The sequence below is a fragment of the Actinosynnema sp. NPDC002837 genome, assembly GCF_040295345.1.
Taxonomy (GTDB): Bacteria; Actinomycetota; Actinomycetes; order Mycobacteriales; family Pseudonocardiaceae; genus Actinosynnema.
The window spans coordinates 40,928-56,477 of the sequence record NZ_JBEOVG010000017.1 but is presented as its reverse complement, the minus strand read 5'-3'; the positions used below and the strand labels follow the sequence as shown (position 1 = coordinate 56,477).

The window sequence follows — 15,550 nt, the reverse complement described above, 5'->3', positions numbered from 1 at the left end:
CGACATGCACCCCCTCAACCGCCGCGGTTTCCTCGGCCTCACCGCCGGCCTCTCGGTCGCCGCCCTCACCGGGTGCGGCGCCGCCGAACCGACCTCCTCCGCGTCCACCCCGCGCGACGGCGGCCGGCTGCGCGCAGCGTTCGCGGGCGCCGGCGCCAAGGAGGTGCTGGACCCGCACCTGGCGAACCTGTTCGTGGAGGCCGCCCGGTCCAAGGCGCTGTACGACAAGCTCGCCGACCTCGGCCCGGACGTCTCCGCGCAGCCCAGACTCGCCGAGAAGTGGGAGCCGGACGCCGGCCTGACCCGCTGGCGGATCACGTTGCGGCAGGCCGCCTTCCACAACGGGCAGCCGGTGCGCGCGGAGGACGTGCTGGCCAGCTACGCCCGCATCCTCGACCCCGCCCGCGCGTTCCGGGCCAAGTCCAGCCTCGCGTTGATCGACCTGCCCAACAGCCGCGCGGTGGACGAGCGGACGGTGGAGTTCGCGCTGAAGCGGCCGTTCGTGGAGTTCCCGAACGTGCTGGCGGCGTTCGGCGCGTACATCGTGCCCGCCGGCACGGAGGACTTCACCACGCCCGTCGGCTCGGGGCCGTTCCGCTTCGTGTCGTTCGAGCCGGGCAAGTCGGTGCTGCTCAAGCGGCACGCCGAGTACTGGGAGGGCGCGCCCCACCTGGACGAGCTGGAGTTCGTGATCGCCAACGAGGAGTCCGCGCGGACGAACGCGCTGCTCGGCGGCCAGGTCGAGTACGCGCACGACCTCACCCCGACCACCGCGCGCAGCCACGCGGCCGGGGACCGGATGGCGATCCACCGCGCGCCCAACAGCGCCGTGCAGGCCTTCGCGATGAAGCTGGACCGGCCGCCGTTCGACAACCGGGACCTGCGCGAGGCGATGTTCCTGCTGGCCGACCGGGCGCAGCTGGTCGAGTCGGTGCTCGCGGGCTCCGGGCAGGTGGGCAACGACCTGTTCGGCAAGGGCTACCAGCACTACGCCGACGACATCCCGCAGCGCACGCGCGACCTGGACAAGGCGAAGTTCCTGATCCGCCGCGCGGGCGCCGAGGGCCTCACGGTCAAGCTGGACACGTCCACCGCCGCGGCCGGGATGGTCGAGGCCGCCACGGTGTTCGCCGACCAGGTCAAGGGTTCGGGGCTGACCATCGAGGTGGTCACCGGCAACAAGGACAGCTACTGGTCCGACACGCTCAAGAACGGCTCGCTGTCGAGCTTCCGCTCCGGCGCGATGCCGATCGAGACCCACGTCGCGCAACGCCTGCTGAGCGGTTCGGGCACGAACGTGACCAAGTGGGCCCGGCCCGAGTTCGACGCGCTCTACGACCAGGCGGTGTCCACTGTGGACGCCGGGCGGCGCGGCGAGGTGTACCGGGAGATGCAGCGCTCCCTGCACGCCGAGGGCGGCTACCTGATGTGGGGCTTCGCGGACTGGATCGTCGGCGCCGCGCCGAAGGTGGGCGGCATCTCCACCGCGCCCGCGAACACGCTCGACTGGGCGCGGTTCGACAAGGTGTGGCTGGGATGAGCCTGCGCCGGTACGCGGCCCGGCGGCTGGCCATCGGCCTGGTCCAGGTGCTCGCCGTCGTCACCGCGGTGTTCCTGCTGGTGCAGGCGTTGCCGGGGGACGCGGCGGTGGCGTTGGCGGGCGACAACCCGGATCCCCAGCGGATCGCGCAGATCCGCGCCGCGATGGGGTTGGACCGGCCGCCGCTGGAGCGGTTCGGCGACTGGCTCGGGGGGTTGGCGCGGGGCGACTTCGGCGTGTCGCTGATCTCCGGTCGGCCGGTGGCGGAGTTCCTGCACGACGGGCTGGGTCCGACGCTCGTGCTGGCCGTGCTCGCCCTGGTGCTGCTGGTCCCGCTGGCCGTGCTGCTGGGCGTGCTGGCGGCGTTGCGCGAGGGCGGGCCGGTGGACCGGGTGGTCACGACGGTGACCGTGGGCCTGCACTCGATCCCGGAGTTCGCGCTGGCCGTCGTGCTGATCGCGTTGTTCGGGGTGCAGTTGCGGTGGCTGCCGCCCACGGCGGTGGGCGCGGACCTGCTCGGGCAGCCCGCCGTGCTGGTGCTGCCGCTGGTGGTGCTCGTCGCGCGGCCGTTGTGCTCGATCAGCCGGCTCGTGCGCGCCGGCATGATCGACGCGCTGGCGTCCGACTACGTCCGGCACGCGCGGCGGCTCGGCATCGGGGTGACGCGGGTCCGGTTCGCGCACGCGCTGCCGACCGCGCTGGCACCCGCCGTGCAGCAGGTGGCGCGGACCACCGACTGGCTGCTCGGCGGCGTGATCGTGGTCGAGGCGGTGTTCGTCGTCCCCGGTCTCGGCACGATCCTGGTGGACGCGGTCGCGGGCCGCGACCTGCCGGTGGTGCAGGGGCTGGCGGTGGTGTTCGCGGTGACCACGGTGGTGGTGAACCTGGTCGCGGACCTGCTCGTGTTCCGGCTCGCGCCGCGATCGGTGGCGATCGCGTGAGGGGCGTCGGCTGGTTGCTCGTGCTGGTGCCGCTGGCACTGGCGCTGGTGGGCCCGTTGTTCGTGCCGGCCGAGCTGACGCGGGGCGCGCCGTTCGCGGAGAACTCGTCGCTGGGCACCGACTTCGTCGGCCGGGACGTGTGGCACCAGGTGCTCGCGGGCGGGCAGACGGTGGTGCTGGTGGCGTTGCTGGCGACGGTGTTCTCGTACGTGCTCGGCGTGCCGTGGGGCGTCCTCGCCGCGATGACCCGCCTGCGGATCGTGGACGAGGTGCTGATGCGGCCCTTGGACCTGCTGCTCGCGGTGCCGTCGTTGCTGGTGCTGATCCTGGTGGCGGCGATCGCCGGGCCGGGGCTGGTGGTGCTCGTCGGCGTGGTGGCGCTGGTCAACTTCCCGGACGTGGCGCGGATCTCGCGGGCCGCCGCTCTGGAGATCGCCGGCCGGCCCGCGCTGGAGGCGATGCGGTTGCAGGGCGAGACGTGGTGGCGGACGTCCATCGTCTACACGGGACGGTCGATGCTGCGGACCCTGGCCGCCGACCTGGGCGTGCGGCTGACCGGCGCGCTGTACCTGGTCGCGTCGGCCAGCTTCCTGGGCGTCGGCGTCGCGCCGGACGCCGCCGACTGGGCCGTCATGGTCGACCGCAACCGGGTGGGGCTGTTCCTGCAGCCGTGGGCGGTGGTCGTGCCCGCGTTGCTGATCGTGGCGTTGTCGGTGGGGTTGAACCTGGTGTTCGACCGGGCGTTGCGGGCGGAGGCGCGGACGTGACGGCGGTGGTGCACGTGGAGGGCCTGCGCGCGGTGGCCGGGTCGCGCGCGTTGGTCGACGGTGTCAGTTTCGCGCTGTCGGCGGGGCAGGTGGTGGCGCTGGTCGGCGCGTCCGGCAGCGGCAAGACCACCACGGGGTTGGCGCTGCTCGGCGAGCACGCGCCGGGGGTGTCGGTGAGCGGGCGGATCACGGTGACCGGGCGGATCGGGTTCGTGCCGCAGCAGCCGTCCGCGGCGCTGAACCCGGTGCGGCGGCTCGGTGGCGTGTTCCGGGAGATCGCCGCCCTGCACCCCGGTGATCGCGACACGTTGATCGCCGACGCGCTGCGCCGCGCCCGCGTGCCGGTGGAGCTGCTGCGCCGGTACCCGCACGAGCTGTCGGGCGGCCAGCAGCAACGGGTGGTGCTGGCGCAGGCGCTGGTCGGCGACCCGGCGGTGCTGGTCGCGGACGAGCCGACCACCGGGCAGGACCCGATCACCCGGGCCGAGGTGGTCGACGAGCTGTCGTCGGTCGTGGCGCAGGGCGTGGCGCTGGTGCTGCTCACGCACGACCTGGACGTGGTGCGGGCGTTGGCGGACGAGGTCGTGGTGCTGCGGGCGGGCCAGGTCGTGGAGGCGGGGCCGGTGGCCGACGTGCTCGACCGGCCGCGGACGGCCTACACCGCCGAGCTGGTCGCGGCGCAGCCCCGGGTCACCGTGCCCGCCGAACGGCCGGTCGAGCCGGTTCGGCTGGAGGCGCGGGCGCTGACGGCGCGGCACCGTGCCACGACCGTGCTGCACGACGTGGACGTGCGGGTGGGCGCGGGCGAGTGCCTCGCCGTCGTGGGGCGCTCCGGGAGCGGCAAGACCACGCTGGCCCGGTGCGTCGCCGGGCTGCACGCCGGGTTCACCGGTGACGTGCTGCTGGACGGGCGTCCGCTGCCCCGGTCGTTGCGCCGCCGGTCACGGGCGCAGTTGGCCGCGGTGCAGTACGTGTTCCAGGACGCCCGTGCGTCGTTCGACGCCTACCGGACCGTGCTGGACCAGGTCAGCCGGACCGCGGTGCGGCTCGGTGGCGTCGCCGACCCGCGTGCGGCGGCGTTGGCGGAACTGGCGGCCGTGGGGCTGGACGAGGCGACCGTGACCCGCCGGCCGTCCGGGCTGTCCGGCGGCGAGCTGCAACGCGCGGCGCTGGTGCGGGCGCTGCTGGCCCGGCCTGACGTGCTGGTGTGCGACGAGATCACCTCCGGCCTCGACACCCTGACCCAGGCGAGCCTGCTCGACCAGCTCGCCGCGCTGACCTGCACCGTCGTGCTGATCAGCCACGACCTGGCCGTCGTCGCGCGGCTGGCCGACCGCGTCGCCGTGCTGCACCGCGGGCACGTCGTCGAGCACGGGCCGGCGGGCGACGTCCTGGGCTCCCCCACCCACCCGGTGACCATCGGCCTGCTGGGCCGCTCGATGGAAGGAACAGAGGAGAGGAAGACATGACCTTGTACCACCGCGAAGTAGGGCCTTACGAGGTCCGCCTGGCTTCGCCGACCGACGTGGACGGCGCGCGCAGCGTCATGCTGGACACGTTCTACCAGGAGTTCGGCTACGGCTACCGGCCCGAGTGGCACGGTGACGTGGTCGACCTCGACGGCGCGTACCTGCGGCCCGACCGGCACGCGTTGTTCGTCGCGGTCAAGGGCGACGAGGTGGTGGGTACGACCGGCGTGCGCGCCACGGCGCCGGCCAGCCCGCCGCACCCCGCCTGGCTGGCCGCCCGCTACCCGGACGGCAGCACGGCGCAGTTGTTCCGCGTGTACGTGCGGCCGGAGCACCGCCGGTGCGGGCTGGCGCGCGCGTTGGTCGACATGGCCACCGCGTTCGTCGCGGGGACGCCGGGCTACGAGCGGCTGTACCTGCACACCGACACCCGGATCGCGGGTGCCGAGCCGTTCTGGCGCTCGGTGGCCGAGGAGGTGCACGACGCGCGTGACGGCGACCCGATTAGCTTCCAGACCGTCCACTTCGAGATCCCGCTGGCCCGCTGAGCCCGCTCACCCGTCACGTCGTCGGTGGAGCAGGTCCGCCAACGACGTGGCGGGGTGGCCGGTGAGGGTGGGCACGGCGTCGCCGACCTCGGACAGCTCGCCGCTGGCGACGGCGGTGTAGGTGGAGACCCAGGCGTCGAGCTGCCAGTCGGGCGCTCCGTACCCGGCACGCGAGCGATAGGCCTCGTCGACCGTCTCCGGGTGGTAGGTGATCGTCCGGCCGGTGGCTGCCGACAGCACGTCGGCGATCTCGTGGAAGGTGAGCGCCGCCGGACCCGTGAGGTCGTAAGTGCGGCCCGCGTGGGCGTCGGGGTCGGTGAGCACGGCGGTCGCGGCGTCGGCGACGTCGTCCCGCGCGACGGCGGCCAGGCGACCGTTCCCGGCGGGACCGCGCAGCACGTCGTCGTCCCCGACCATGGCGGGCAGGTAGTCGGCGTAGAGGTTGTCCCGCAGGAACGTGAACTCCAGCCCACTGGCTTCGACGTGCCGTTCGGTGGCCCAGTGGTCGCGGGCGAGGGTGAAGGTGGCGTTCGGCGCGGCGCCCACGAACGAGAGGTAGACGAGGTGGGCGACCCCGGCCGCCGCCGCGGCGTCGACGAAGGCGCGGTGCTGGTCCACCCGGTCGGGTGATTCCGAAGCCGAGACCATGAGGACGGTCGGGATGCCGTCGAGGGCCCGGCGAACGGCGTCGTGGTCGGCGAACCCGGCTTTCGCCACGGTCGCCGCGGGCACCTTGGGCGCGCGGGCGGGGTCACGGACGAGCAGCAGCTGGGCGTGCCCTGCTTCCGCGAGGCGGCGGGCGACGCGGCCACCGACGTGCCCGGTGGCGCCCGTGACGGCGATCGGGGGCTGGGCCATGGGTCTCCTCTCGGCGGTCGGCGCACCCCAGGCTCCCACGGACGGGCGCGCCGGACCTGCTCGACGTTGCCCGGCTCGCGCACCGGCGACGCGCCCGTGCGTCCCATGAACGCGATCGCCATTCGACGACAATTCGCGAATTCGTCGAAACAGCGCCTGTACGCGGACCTTTAATTCACGTGCATGAACTTCCTACACAAATGTGACCGCGCAGGGTTACCCTTCCTGGGAGCGCTCCCAGAATGGCCCTGCTCGCAAGGAGGCGACGCATGAACACGGTTACTGGCACGCGCAGAAGAAAGCTGACCGGTCGATTCGCGGCGATCACGGCCGCGGCTTCGGTGACGGCGATGGCCGCGGCGATGGTGGTGGCCGGCGGCCAGAGCGCCTACGCGGCCGTCGGGTGCCGCGTCGACTACACCGTCACGAACCAGTGGGGCGGCGGGTTCGGCGCGAACGTCACGATCACCAACCTGGGTGACGCCCTGTCGAGCTGGAGCCTGGAGTGGACCTTCACCGCCGGCCAGCGCGTCGACCAGCTGTGGGGCGGCGAGTTCAGCCAGTCGGGCAGCACCGTGACCGTCCGCAACGCGAGCTACAACGGCTCCCTGGCCACCGGCGCGAGCACGACGCCCGGCTTCAACGGCTCGTGGTCCGGCTCGAACCCCGCGCCGACCTCGTTCAAGCTCAACGGGGTGACGTGCACCGGCTCGCCGACCAGCACGTCCGTCTCCCCCTCCACCTCGCCCTCGACCACCAGCCGGACCACCACCACCACCACCACCACCACCACCACCAACCCCGGTGGCGGCGGTGACGGCAGCGGCCCCTGGCCCACCGACACGGGCAGCGTGCACACCCCGACCACCCGCAACGCCGGCACGTTCTTCGACGGCGGCATGAAGCGGTACTACGGCATCGGTGACGGCGGCCAGGGCGAGAGCCAGGACCCGATGTTCGTGGTGGCCAACGGCGGCACCATCCAGAACGTGATCATCGACGCCCCGGCGGGCGACGGCATCCACTGCGAGGGTTCCTGCACCATCCGCAACGTCTGGTGGAACGACGTGGGCGAGGACGCCGCGACGTTCAAGTCCTCCAGCTCCTCGGCGCAGTACCTGGTCGACGGCGGCGGCGCGAAGTCGGGCGCGGACAAGGTGTTCCAGCACAACGGCGCGGGCACCGTGACCATCCGCAACTTCCAGGTGCACAGCAGCGGCAAGCTCTACCGCGCCTGCGGCAACTGCTCGACGTCCTACCAGCGCCACGTGGTCATGGACGGCGTCACGGCGCGGTCGACGAAGGTCCTCGCGGGCATCAACACCAACTGGGGCGACACCGCCCGCTTCTCCCGCATCACCGTCTACGGCAGCACGGTGATCTGCGAGAAGTACCAGGGCGTGCCGAAGGGCTCCGAGCCGAAGAAGATCGGTGAGGGCGCGGACGGCAAGAACTGCTTCTACTCGCCGTCCGACATCACCCAGCGGTAGCGGCACCGGCGGTGCGGGCGCGGCCACCCCTCGACGACGCGCCCGCACCACCGGTCACCAGTGCAGGTCCGGCAGTTCCGCGATCCGGACCAGGTCCGCCTCCCCCAGCGGCGGGGTCGGGCGCGTCGGTGCGTCGGACGCCCCGCCGGTCTGCGCGGCGTTGGAGGTCTGGACGCTGACCCACGTGCCGTCCGCCGCCTGCGCGGTCAGCGACAGCCTGGTCACGCCCCCTTCCACCACGGTCTCCAACGCCGCCTTGCGGCCATCCGAGAGGTCGACCAGGCGGCACGCGGCACGACCGGCGCAGCCCACCTCGCCGCCGCCGGGCTTCTCCAGGTTCACCATCAGCCAGCCGCTGCCGGCGGCGTCGGTCAGGTTGGCGATCGCGCGGTAGGCGCCCTGCCTGATGCCGAACTTCAACGCCTCCTCGGCGGGAGTCCGCTCGGGCCTCAAACCGGGTGGGAGGGCGCCCGCCAGCACCGGGTCGAGCTCGGCCGCGCGGCGGTCCGACGGCGCGGGGGGCACCGGACGGCCCACCCACTGCACCTTGAGCTGCGGCGCGGTGGCGATGGCGGTCAGGCGGTCGTCGTCGAGCACCCTCGTCTTGGAGCCCTGTCCGCCGGTCTCCATGACGCGCACGTACGTGCCGTCGGTGCGCCACACCTCGACGGTGGCCATCGTCACCTCGGCCGTCGACAACACGTCGACCTTCGCCGTCGCCCCGTCCGGCAGCTGCTCGATCGCGCACCGGACCTCCGACGTGGGCGCCCCCGACAGCGTGCACTCCCCCGGCGGCTGGCCGCCGAGCGGCCTGACGTAGACGATGACCGTCCGGTCGCCGGTCAGCACGAAGTTGCCGCCCCAGCTGTCCGCGATGGCGCAGAGCCGCAGCGGTGTCGCCTCGACCCCCGCCGGCAACGGCAGCGCGAACCGCGCGAACGCCTCGGTGAGGCGACCGGACTCGGCCAGTTCCGCCGGCGTCGCCGAACCGCGCGGCTGGTCGGGGAAGCCGCCCGTCATCCGCTCCGCCGCGCATCCCGGAGTCGTCACGACCGCCGACGTCGCGCTCGTCGTCGGCGACGTCGACAGCACGCCGGCGGGCGGGGCCGAGGCCTGCCCGAACGTCCCGCTCACCGCGACCGCGACCACCGCCACGACACCCGCCGCCGCGGCGGTCAGCGCGCCGTACCGCCGACGTGCCCGCCGCCTGCGCCCGTCCTCGACCACCTGCTCGAACGCCAGGCCCAACGCGGGCTCGTCCGCCAACGCCGACCTGATCATGTCCCGCACCTCGTCGCTCACGAGCCCTCCCACAGCACGGTCCGCTTGGTCGCCAACGCCCGGCGCAGGGCGCCCAGCCCCTTGGCGACCTGGCTCTTCACCGTTCCCTCGCTGCAGCCCAGCGCCGCCGCGGTCTCCGCGACCGGCAGGTCCTCCCAGTACCGCAGCACGACCGCGGCCCGCTGCCTGGGCGGCAGCGCGGCCAACGCCCGCCGCACGTCCAGGGCCTCCTCGAGCCCCGTCGACGCCTCGGCCACCTCCGGCACGGCCTCGACCACCGTCTCCGGCCGCCGTCCCCGCCACCGCGACTCGTCGATCACGGCCCGCACGAGCACCTTGCGCACGTACGCGTCGACCCGTCCCTCCCGGTCCAACCGCCCCCAGTGCACGTAGACCTTGGCCAGCGCCGTCTGCGCCAGGTCCTCGGCCCGGTGCCAATCGCCGCACAACAAGAAGGCGGTCCGCCGCACGACAGCCGCCCGTGCCTCGAAGTACGCCCGGAACTCGCGGTCCCGATCGTGCACGTGACACCTCCTCCACTCGGTCACCCCCTATACGGCGTCCGCACGCGGCCCGTTGCCCGTAACTTTGCGTGAGCACGCCGAAGGGCCCGCGCGCCGTCGAGCGCACGGGCCCCCCGAACCGCCGGGCTCCCCGATCAGCCGGCGGGCTCGACCCCGATGGCGTCCACCACCGCCGTCGTCACCGCGGTGAACTCCAGCACGGTCCCGGCCTCGAAGTCGTCCACGTCGTCGGTCGCGACCTGCCGCTCGCCGATGAACCGGCCGGTCTCCGGGTCGATGATGATGTCCCGGCGCCGGTCGTCGTCCTCGACGCCCAACGCGATGCCGACCCGACCCCCCAGGTTGGCCTGCTCCTCGGTCACCTCCAGGCCGTCGATCCTGGTCAACGCCCGGTAGATCGCGGCACGCACGTCCTTGTCGACCAGCCCGCTGCGCAACGCGTCGGCGGCGTAGGCGAACAGCGCGGCGTCACCCCGGCCGTCCGGCACGTCGGCCCGCAGCCGCTCGAACAGCGCGTCCGGATCGGTCGGCAGGCCCGCCTGCCACTCGGCGGTCGGGTTCTGCCAGGAACCGCCGTCCTGGCACTTCGACTCGCCGAAGAAGTCGCCGCACGGCGCGCGCCACTCCCCCTCGGGCCAGCCGCGCCGGTCGGGCAAGCCGCGCCGGCCGGCCACGCCGGCCGCCTCCGCCTCCGCCCGCGTGCCGATGACCCACTGCTCGTTGCCGGTCGCGTCCCGGCGCAGCATCCACTCGTCGCTCGGGTTCGCGGGCACCCACGTCTCCATCAGGTGCTCCGTGAGCCAGGCGAAGCCCTTGCCCTCGACCGAGGTCGTGCCCATCCACCAGGCGTGCGTCGCGACGTAGCGGTACTGACCGGGCCCGACGGGCTCGTCCACGGCGCCGATCGTCGTGGAGGCCGCCTGGTCGAGCGTCCGCACGGCCTCGGCGGTCGCCGGCGCGGGACCGCCGAACGACACGGTCTGCGCGACCAGGGCCCCGGCCACCAGCACCACGACCACCGCCGCGGCGGCCAACCAGCGCCCGGTGCTCCTCCGTGGTCGGCGCTGCGGTGTCGTGGTCACGCCCTCCTCCTCCTGCTCGATGTCCGCGAGCAACGCCGCCCTGGTCCGGACGAGCACCGGCTCGTCCGCGCGGACGTGGGCGTTCAAGGCGTCCAGCGCGGAGTCCAGTTCGTCCTCGGTCCACAGGCGGCGGACGTCGTCGTCACTCATCGCCGCTCCTCGTGTGCTCGGTGTTCGACGCGTGGGCCCGCAGCCGCTGCCGCACGCGGTGCAGCCGGGAGCGGACCGTGCCGACGGGGATGCCGAGCGCCTCGGCGACCTCGTTCGAGTCGAGGCCCGCCCAGCTGGTCAGCAGCAGCACGTCCCGGTCGCCCTCGTCCAGCCCGACCAGCGCGCCGGCCAGCAGCCTGGCCCGCGACGAGGCGTCCACCCGGTCGGCCACCCGGTTCCCGTGGTCCTCGGCGCCCGAGGCCGACCCGGCCGCCCGCGCCGCCGCTCGCAGCCCGCGCACCTCCTGCCGCACGTGCCTGCGCAGCAGGTTCGTGGCGATGCCGTAGAGCCAGGAACGCGCCGTGCCGCGGCCCGGGTCGTACCCGGTGCGGGTCTGGAACGCGATCAGGAACGTCTCGCCGACCAGGTCGTCGGCCAGGTCGCCGACGCGGCGGGCCAGGTACCGGTGCAGCGGCCGGGCGTGCCGGTCGAACAGCTGCCCGAAGAGCCGCGACGGGTGCGGTCCGGCCAGGTCCGGCCGGTCGTCGGCGGCCGCGGCCCCGCCGCCCGCGTGCTCGGTCATGATCCTCACACCAGGTGTTGCCCGCAGCGCGCCGCCACGTTCACGCCGTGCCGGTCGGTCACGCCGCACGGTACGGCGTCCGGGGACGTCTCCGGGGCGCGATCAGGGGCGTCCGCAGTGCAGCGCGGTGATGCCGCAGTCGAACGCGCGGGCCTCCACCAGCCGGAACCGCCGTCGGGCGGCGGTGTCGCCGAACACCGGCAGGCCCGTGCCGATCGCGGTCGGGTCGACGAACAGGTGCAGTTCGTCCAGCAGGTCCTCGGCGAGCTCGCGGCCGAGCACGATGCGGTCGACCGGTCCGGTCAGCGCGCCGACGTGGGGGTGAGGTCCTCGGTCCACGGGGAGGTGAGCCAGTCCGTCTCCCCGCCCGGACCGGCCACCACCCCGTTCCGACACCGACGACCTGGAACCGCGCGCGACGGCCGTCGCCTCCGGCTCAGCGGGCGCCGGGGCGGTAGGCGTCGTTCACGGCCACCGGGCCGGCGCCGCTCGTGGTGCCACCACCCGGGACGTAGATCGTGCCGTCCACCGCGACGGCGGCGGTGCCGTGGCGGGGTACCGGCATCGGCGCCAGGCGCTGCCAGCGGTCGCGGGCCACGTCGTACACCTCGTGGTCGGGGAAGACGCCGTGCGCGCCCGCCGCGTGGTTGCCCTCGCCGCCGAACGCGTGGATCCGGCCGCCGACGACGGCGGTCGCGATACCGCCCCGGGCGGTCGGCATCGGCGCGCGCTCGGTCCAGCACCGGGTGCGCAGGTCGAGCGCGTACACGCTGTCCCGGACGTTCACCTGGCCCCGGTCACGTCCGCCGAGCACGTAGAACGTCGCACCGAGGATCGCGCCGCCGACGTGGTCACGGGCCTCGGGCAGGCTCGGCAACGACTCCCAGCGACCGGTCACGACGTCGTAGGACGACACGGTGTCCACGGTGTCCTGCAACCCGCCGGGTCCGGGCGTCAACGTCCGCATGCCGCCGGCGAGGTAGATCTTCGTCCCCCGCACGCCCACGGCGGCGCTGCCGCGTTCGGCGCCGGCGGGCATCGGCGGCAGTTCGGTCCACCGGTCCGCGCGCGGGTCGTAGACGTAGCTGTCGCGCAACGCCTGCCACGACGCGCCGCCGGACAGCCCGCCCACGACGTAGAGCCGACCGCCCACCGCCGCCACGTTCGGGTGGTTCATCGCCACCGGCAGGGGCGCCGCCGTCGACCAGCGGTCGGTGCGCGGGTCGTAGACCTCGACCTTGTCCGTGGTCACGACCCCGCCGCCGGCGTTCGGGAGGATGCCGCCGATGACGTAGACCCGGCCGTCGAGCGCGGCGACGCTGTGCTCCTGCCGCGGCCCGCTCGCGATCGGCGCCAACGGCTGCCAGCCGTGGCCGTACCCGGTCGTCGGCGGCGTGCCGCCGGGGGATGTCCCGTGTCCGGGATGGGCGTGGGCCGCAGGGGCGACCAGCAGCGCCACGCCCGCGGCCAGGGCGGTCCATCGTCGCATCGCGACCTCCACTTGCACGTCGTTACACCGTCTCTATATCGACGTTAGACGAGTTCTATAACGGTGACAAGTGTGGGTATAGTCCGGTTACATGAGCGAGGGGCAGCAGGCGCGGGAGCGCATCCTGGCCGCGGCGGCGACCCTGGTCGGCGAGGTCGGCATCGAGGGCACGTCGATCCGCGACGTGTGCACGCGCGCGGGCGTCACGCCGCCGACCGTCTACCACTACTTCGGCGACAAGCGCGGTCTGCTCGACGCCGTGGTCGCCGACGGGTTCGAGCGCTACCTCGCGGAGAAGCGCAGGCGTCGCCCGTCCGCCGACCCGGTCGAGGACCTGCGCCGCGGCTGGCACGGGCACGTGGAGTTCGGGCTGCGCAACCCCGCGTTCTACGGGCTGATGTACGGCGGCGTGCGGGCCGGTCGGCACCCGGCGGCGCTGGAGGGCGAGCGGATCCTCCGCCGGATCGTCGAGCGGATCGCCGAGGCCGGCCTGGTGCGCGTCACGGTGGACGAGGCCGTGCAGACCGTCCACGCCGCCACCGTCGGCACCACGATCCTGCTGATCGGCGACCCCGACGCGCCGGGCGCCGCAGGGCTGTCCGAGCGCAACCTCGAAGCCGTGCTCGACGCGGTGCTGATCACCCGGCCCGACGCCGACCGCACCGGCCTGCCCGCCGAGGCCGAGAAGCTGGTCGCGCTCGTCGCGCGGACCCCGGACGCCCCGCTCACCCCCGGCGAGCGGGGCATCCTGCTGGAACTGCTGGCGAAGCTCGCCCGGACCGGGTGAGCTACGCCTCCCTGGCCCAGGCCTTGGCCAGCGCGAGCTTGCCGCCGGTGTGCAGCAGCGACCCGGAGTACACCCGGCTCGCCAGCAGCACGGTCAGCACCACCGTCCCGGCCAGCAACCCCATGGCCAGCAGCGGTTCCCACAGCGCCGCGTCACCGGCGAACAGCCGCACCGGCATGGCGATCGCCGACGAGAACGGCAGGAACGACAGCACGGTGAGCACGGCGACGTTGTCGGAGAAGAACATCACGCCGAAGTAGGGCCCCATCACCAGGAGCATCACCAGGCCCATGCTCGAACCCAGGTCCTCCTGCCTGCTGACCAACGACCCGGCCACCGCCCACATCGCGGCCAGCAGCACGAAGCCGAGCAGCAGGAACGGCACGAACCAGCCCAGCGGGGGCGCGACCAGCGCCAGCAGCTCCGAGTGCCCGCCGAGCCGCATCGCCACCGGCCCGGCCACCGCGATCACCAGCACCTGGCCGATCGTCAGCAGCGAGTGGCCCACGATCTTGCCCGCCAGCAGCGCGCGCACCGGCACCGTCGACACCAGGATCTCCACGATCCGCGTCTGCTTCTCGGTGACCGTGCTCTGCGCGATCGCCGTGCCGCTCATCCCGAACATGAGGAACAGCAGGGCGAACACCATGATCACGAGCTGCCGCTGACCCTGGCCGACCTCGGCCGGGTCGAGCAGGTCGACCGGCGGCGCGGTGCGCAGCGCGGCCAGGACGTCGGTCGGCGGGTCGGCCAGCGCGACCACCCGGACACCCGTGGCCGACTCGCCCGTCGGGTCCGGCACGACCGCCGCCTCCACCTCCTCCGACCGGATCAGCGCCTCGGCCTCGGCCACGTCGGCGACGGCGCGGACCTCGACACCGGTGTCCGTCAGCACGTCCGCGGCCCGCGCGCCGACCGTGGCCACCTTGGTCTCGCCGCCGCCGAACACGGTCGGCAGGATCGACATCGCGAACAACCCCACCACGATCACGCCGAGGCCGATCCAGAAGGCCTTGGCGCGCAGGAAGGTCTTCATCTCCCGCTCGGCCACCAGCCTGGTGGCCGCGACGAACCCGCGCGACCCGCCGTCCCGCTCCCGCTCCGCCACGCCGGTCATCAGATCGCCTCCATGAAGATCTCGCCGAGCGTCGGCACGACGGGGGTGAAGCTGCGCACGGGACCGCGGCGCAGGGCCGCTGCCAGGACCACCTGGTCCACTTCGGCGTCACCGTCCGGTTCGAACACCACGCGGGGACCGTCCACGTCGACCACGCGGACGCCCGGCACGTCGCGCACCCACCCCGCGTCGGACGCCACGACCAGCTCGAACCTCGTGGTGCCGTACCGGGTCCGCAGCTCGTCCCGCGCGCCGGCGACCGCGATCCGGCCGCCGGAGATGATCACCACGTCGTCGCAGAGCCGTTCCACCACCGACAGCTGGTGGCTGGAGAACAGCACGGGCACGCCGTTCGCGGCCCGCTCGCGCAGCACGCCGAGCACCGTCTCGACCGCGATCGGGTCCAGCCCGGAGAACGGCTCGTCCAGGATCAGCATGACGGGGTCGTGCACGAGCGCGGCGGCGACCTGCGCGCGCTGCTGGTTGCCCAGCGACAGCTCCTCGAGCTTGTCCTTGGCCCGGTGCCCCAGTTCGAGCTGGTCGAGCAGCCGCTCGGTGTTGCGCCGCGCGGTGTCCTTGTCGAGGCCGTGCAGCTGCCCGAGCCAGGCGATCTGCTCGCCGACGGCCATCTTCGGGTAGAGGCCGCGCTCCTCGGGCATGTACCCGAACCGCTGCCGCACCGCGCCGGTCACCGGCGAGCCGTGCCAGGCGACCGTGCCGCCCTGCGCCGCCAGGACGCCGAGGACGATGCGCATGGTGGTGGTCTTGCCGGACCCGTTCGCGCCCAGGAACCCGGTCATGCGGCCGGGTCGGACCTCGAAGGACACCCCGTCGAGGACCTGGTGGTCGCCGAAACTCCGGCTGACCGACGTCACTGTCAACATGACCGCAACGCTAGGTCCCGCACCCCGGCGGCGCGTCCGG

The 15,550-nt window shown here is 73.6% G+C and carries 16 protein-coding genes; 7 read left to right on the top strand and 9 right to left on the bottom strand.

Translation table 11 applies throughout. The annotated features are described in order from the left end of the window. Positions 1–4: 4 nt before the first annotated feature. From ABTZ99_RS15420 to ABTZ99_RS15400, 5 genes are read left to right on the top strand one after another with little or no spacing between them, the layout of a single operon-like run. Positions 5–1,540: an ABC transporter substrate-binding protein gene (locus ABTZ99_RS15420; RefSeq protein WP_498772112.1), complete on the top strand. Its 1,536-nt coding sequence runs from the start codon at positions 5–7 to the stop codon at positions 1,538–1,540. Beyond that, a complete protein-coding gene (locus ABTZ99_RS15415) occupies positions 1,537–2,481 on the top strand; it encodes an ABC transporter permease (RefSeq protein ID WP_499611787.1) in 945 nt (314 codons plus the stop codon). Before ABTZ99_RS15420 ends, ABTZ99_RS15415 begins: the two co-directional genes overlap by 4 nt. After that, positions 2,478–3,248: an ABC transporter permease gene (locus ABTZ99_RS15410; RefSeq protein ID WP_499611784.1), complete on the top strand. Its 771-nt coding sequence runs from the start codon at positions 2,478–2,480 to the stop codon at positions 3,246–3,248. The genes ABTZ99_RS15415 and ABTZ99_RS15410 overlap by 4 nt, the downstream gene beginning before the upstream one ends. Continuing rightward, positions 3,245–4,717 carry an ABC transporter ATP-binding protein gene (locus tag ABTZ99_RS15405; protein WP_498772106.1) on the top strand — a complete coding sequence of 491 codons (1,473 nt, stop codon included), beginning with the start codon at positions 3,245–3,247 and terminating at the stop codon, positions 4,715–4,717. Before ABTZ99_RS15410 ends, ABTZ99_RS15405 begins: the two co-directional genes overlap by 4 nt. Next, positions 4,714–5,265, top strand: a complete 552-nt coding sequence (locus ABTZ99_RS15400; protein WP_498772104.1) for a GNAT family N-acetyltransferase — start codon at positions 4,714–4,716, stop codon at positions 5,263–5,265. Before ABTZ99_RS15405 ends, ABTZ99_RS15400 begins: the two co-directional genes overlap by 4 nt. A gap of 6 nt (positions 5,266–5,271) precedes the next feature. Here ABTZ99_RS15400 and ABTZ99_RS15395 read toward each other — a convergent pair whose 3' ends face one another. After that, the gene (locus tag ABTZ99_RS15395; RefSeq protein WP_499611781.1) at positions 5,272–6,123 is read right to left on the bottom strand and encodes an SDR family oxidoreductase; all 852 of its coding nucleotides are present in this window, start codon (positions 6,121–6,123) and stop codon (positions 5,272–5,274) included. A 269-nt stretch (positions 6,124–6,392) separates the two neighbouring features. On the opposite strand from ABTZ99_RS15395, the gene ABTZ99_RS15390 reads away from it, so the two are divergent. Further along, positions 6,393–7,613, top strand: coding sequence for a pectate lyase (locus ABTZ99_RS15390; protein ID WP_499611778.1), 1,221 nt, complete (start codon positions 6,393–6,395; stop codon positions 7,611–7,613). A gap of 54 nt (positions 7,614–7,667) precedes the next feature. On the opposite strand, the gene ABTZ99_RS15385 is transcribed toward ABTZ99_RS15390, so the two are convergent. From ABTZ99_RS15385 to ABTZ99_RS15360, 6 genes are all read right to left on the bottom strand, one after another. Next, positions 7,668–8,915: a hypothetical protein gene (locus ABTZ99_RS15385; RefSeq protein WP_498772098.1), complete on the bottom strand. Its 1,248-nt coding sequence runs from the start codon at positions 8,913–8,915 to the stop codon at positions 7,668–7,670. Then, a complete protein-coding gene (locus ABTZ99_RS15380) occupies positions 8,912–9,418 on the bottom strand; it encodes a SigE family RNA polymerase sigma factor (RefSeq protein ID WP_498772096.1) in 507 nt (168 codons plus the stop codon). The genes ABTZ99_RS15385 and ABTZ99_RS15380 overlap by 4 nt, the downstream gene beginning before the upstream one ends. Positions 9,419–9,552: 134 nt before the next feature. Then, the gene (locus ABTZ99_RS15375; RefSeq protein WP_499611774.1) at positions 9,553–10,650 is read right to left on the bottom strand and encodes a CU044_5270 family protein; all 1,098 of its coding nucleotides are present in this window, start codon (positions 10,648–10,650) and stop codon (positions 9,553–9,555) included. Beyond that, complete coding sequence (locus ABTZ99_RS15370) at positions 10,643–11,233, bottom strand: RNA polymerase sigma factor (RefSeq protein ID WP_498772092.1); 591 nt, start codon at positions 11,231–11,233, stop codon at positions 10,643–10,645. Before ABTZ99_RS15370 ends, ABTZ99_RS15375 begins: the two co-directional genes overlap by 8 nt. Before the next feature lie 102 nt (positions 11,234–11,335). Beyond that, positions 11,336–11,572 (bottom strand): hypothetical protein, encoded by a 237-nt coding sequence (locus ABTZ99_RS15365; RefSeq protein WP_499611771.1) that lies wholly within the window; start codon positions 11,570–11,572, stop codon positions 11,336–11,338. A 97-nt stretch (positions 11,573–11,669) separates the two neighbouring features. Then, positions 11,670–12,722 carry a Kelch repeat-containing protein gene (locus tag ABTZ99_RS15360; protein ID WP_499611767.1) on the bottom strand — a complete coding sequence of 351 codons (1,053 nt, stop codon included), beginning with the start codon at positions 12,720–12,722 and terminating at the stop codon, positions 11,670–11,672. 91 nt (positions 12,723–12,813) lie between these two features. On the opposite strand from ABTZ99_RS15360, the gene ABTZ99_RS15355 reads away from it, so the two are divergent. Further along, positions 12,814–13,509 (top strand): TetR/AcrR family transcriptional regulator, encoded by a 696-nt coding sequence (locus ABTZ99_RS15355; protein WP_499611764.1) that lies wholly within the window; start codon positions 12,814–12,816, stop codon positions 13,507–13,509. Position 13,510: 1 nt separating this feature from the next. Here ABTZ99_RS15355 and ABTZ99_RS15350 read toward each other — a convergent pair whose 3' ends face one another. Together ABTZ99_RS15350 and ABTZ99_RS15345 are read right to left on the bottom strand one after the other, a co-directional pair. Further along, complete coding sequence (locus tag ABTZ99_RS15350) at positions 13,511–14,626, bottom strand: ABC transporter permease (RefSeq protein ID WP_499611761.1); 1,116 nt, start codon at positions 14,624–14,626, stop codon at positions 13,511–13,513. Continuing rightward, the gene (locus tag ABTZ99_RS15345) at positions 14,626–15,510 is read right to left on the bottom strand and encodes an ABC transporter ATP-binding protein (protein ID WP_499611759.1); all 885 of its coding nucleotides are present in this window, start codon (positions 15,508–15,510) and stop codon (positions 14,626–14,628) included. The genes ABTZ99_RS15350 and ABTZ99_RS15345 overlap by 1 nt, the downstream gene beginning before the upstream one ends. Positions 15,511–15,550 lie beyond the last annotated feature (40 nt).

What these genes read in the sequence shown, in the direction of transcription:
- ABTZ99_RS15420 (WP_498772112.1), top strand. Translation starts at nt 5, where the DNA reads ATGCACCCCCTCAACCGCCGCGGTTTCCTCGGCCTCACCGCCGGCCTC.
- ABTZ99_RS15415 (WP_499611787.1), top strand. Translation starts at nt 1,537, where the DNA reads ATGAGCCTGCGCCGGTACGCGGCCCGGCGGCTGGCCATCGGCCTGGTC.
- ABTZ99_RS15400 (WP_498772104.1), top strand. Translation starts at nt 4,714, where the DNA reads ATGACCTTGTACCACCGCGAAGTAGGGCCTTACGAGGTCCGCCTGGCT.
- ABTZ99_RS15395 (WP_499611781.1), bottom strand. Translation starts at nt 6,123, where the DNA reads ATGGCCCAGCCCCCGATCGCCGTCACGGGCGCCACCGGGCACGTCGGT.
- ABTZ99_RS15390 (WP_499611778.1), top strand. Translation starts at nt 6,393, where the DNA reads ATGAACACGGTTACTGGCACGCGCAGAAGAAAGCTGACCGGTCGATTC.
- ABTZ99_RS15375 (WP_499611774.1), bottom strand. Translation starts at nt 10,650, where the DNA reads ATGAGTGACGACGACGTCCGCCGCCTGTGGACCGAGGACGAACTGGAC.
- ABTZ99_RS15370 (WP_498772092.1), bottom strand. Translation starts at nt 11,233, where the DNA reads ATGACCGAGCACGCGGGCGGCGGGGCCGCGGCCGCCGACGACCGGCCG.
- ABTZ99_RS15360 (WP_499611767.1), bottom strand. Translation starts at nt 12,722, where the DNA reads ATGCGACGATGGACCGCCCTGGCCGCGGGCGTGGCGCTGCTGGTCGCC.
- ABTZ99_RS15355 (WP_499611764.1), top strand. Translation starts at nt 12,814, where the DNA reads ATGAGCGAGGGGCAGCAGGCGCGGGAGCGCATCCTGGCCGCGGCGGCG.
- ABTZ99_RS15350 (WP_499611761.1), bottom strand. Translation starts at nt 14,626, where the DNA reads ATGACCGGCGTGGCGGAGCGGGAGCGGGACGGCGGGTCGCGCGGGTTC.
- ABTZ99_RS15345 (WP_499611759.1), bottom strand. Translation starts at nt 15,510, where the DNA reads ATGTTGACAGTGACGTCGGTCAGCCGGAGTTTCGGCGACCACCAGGTC.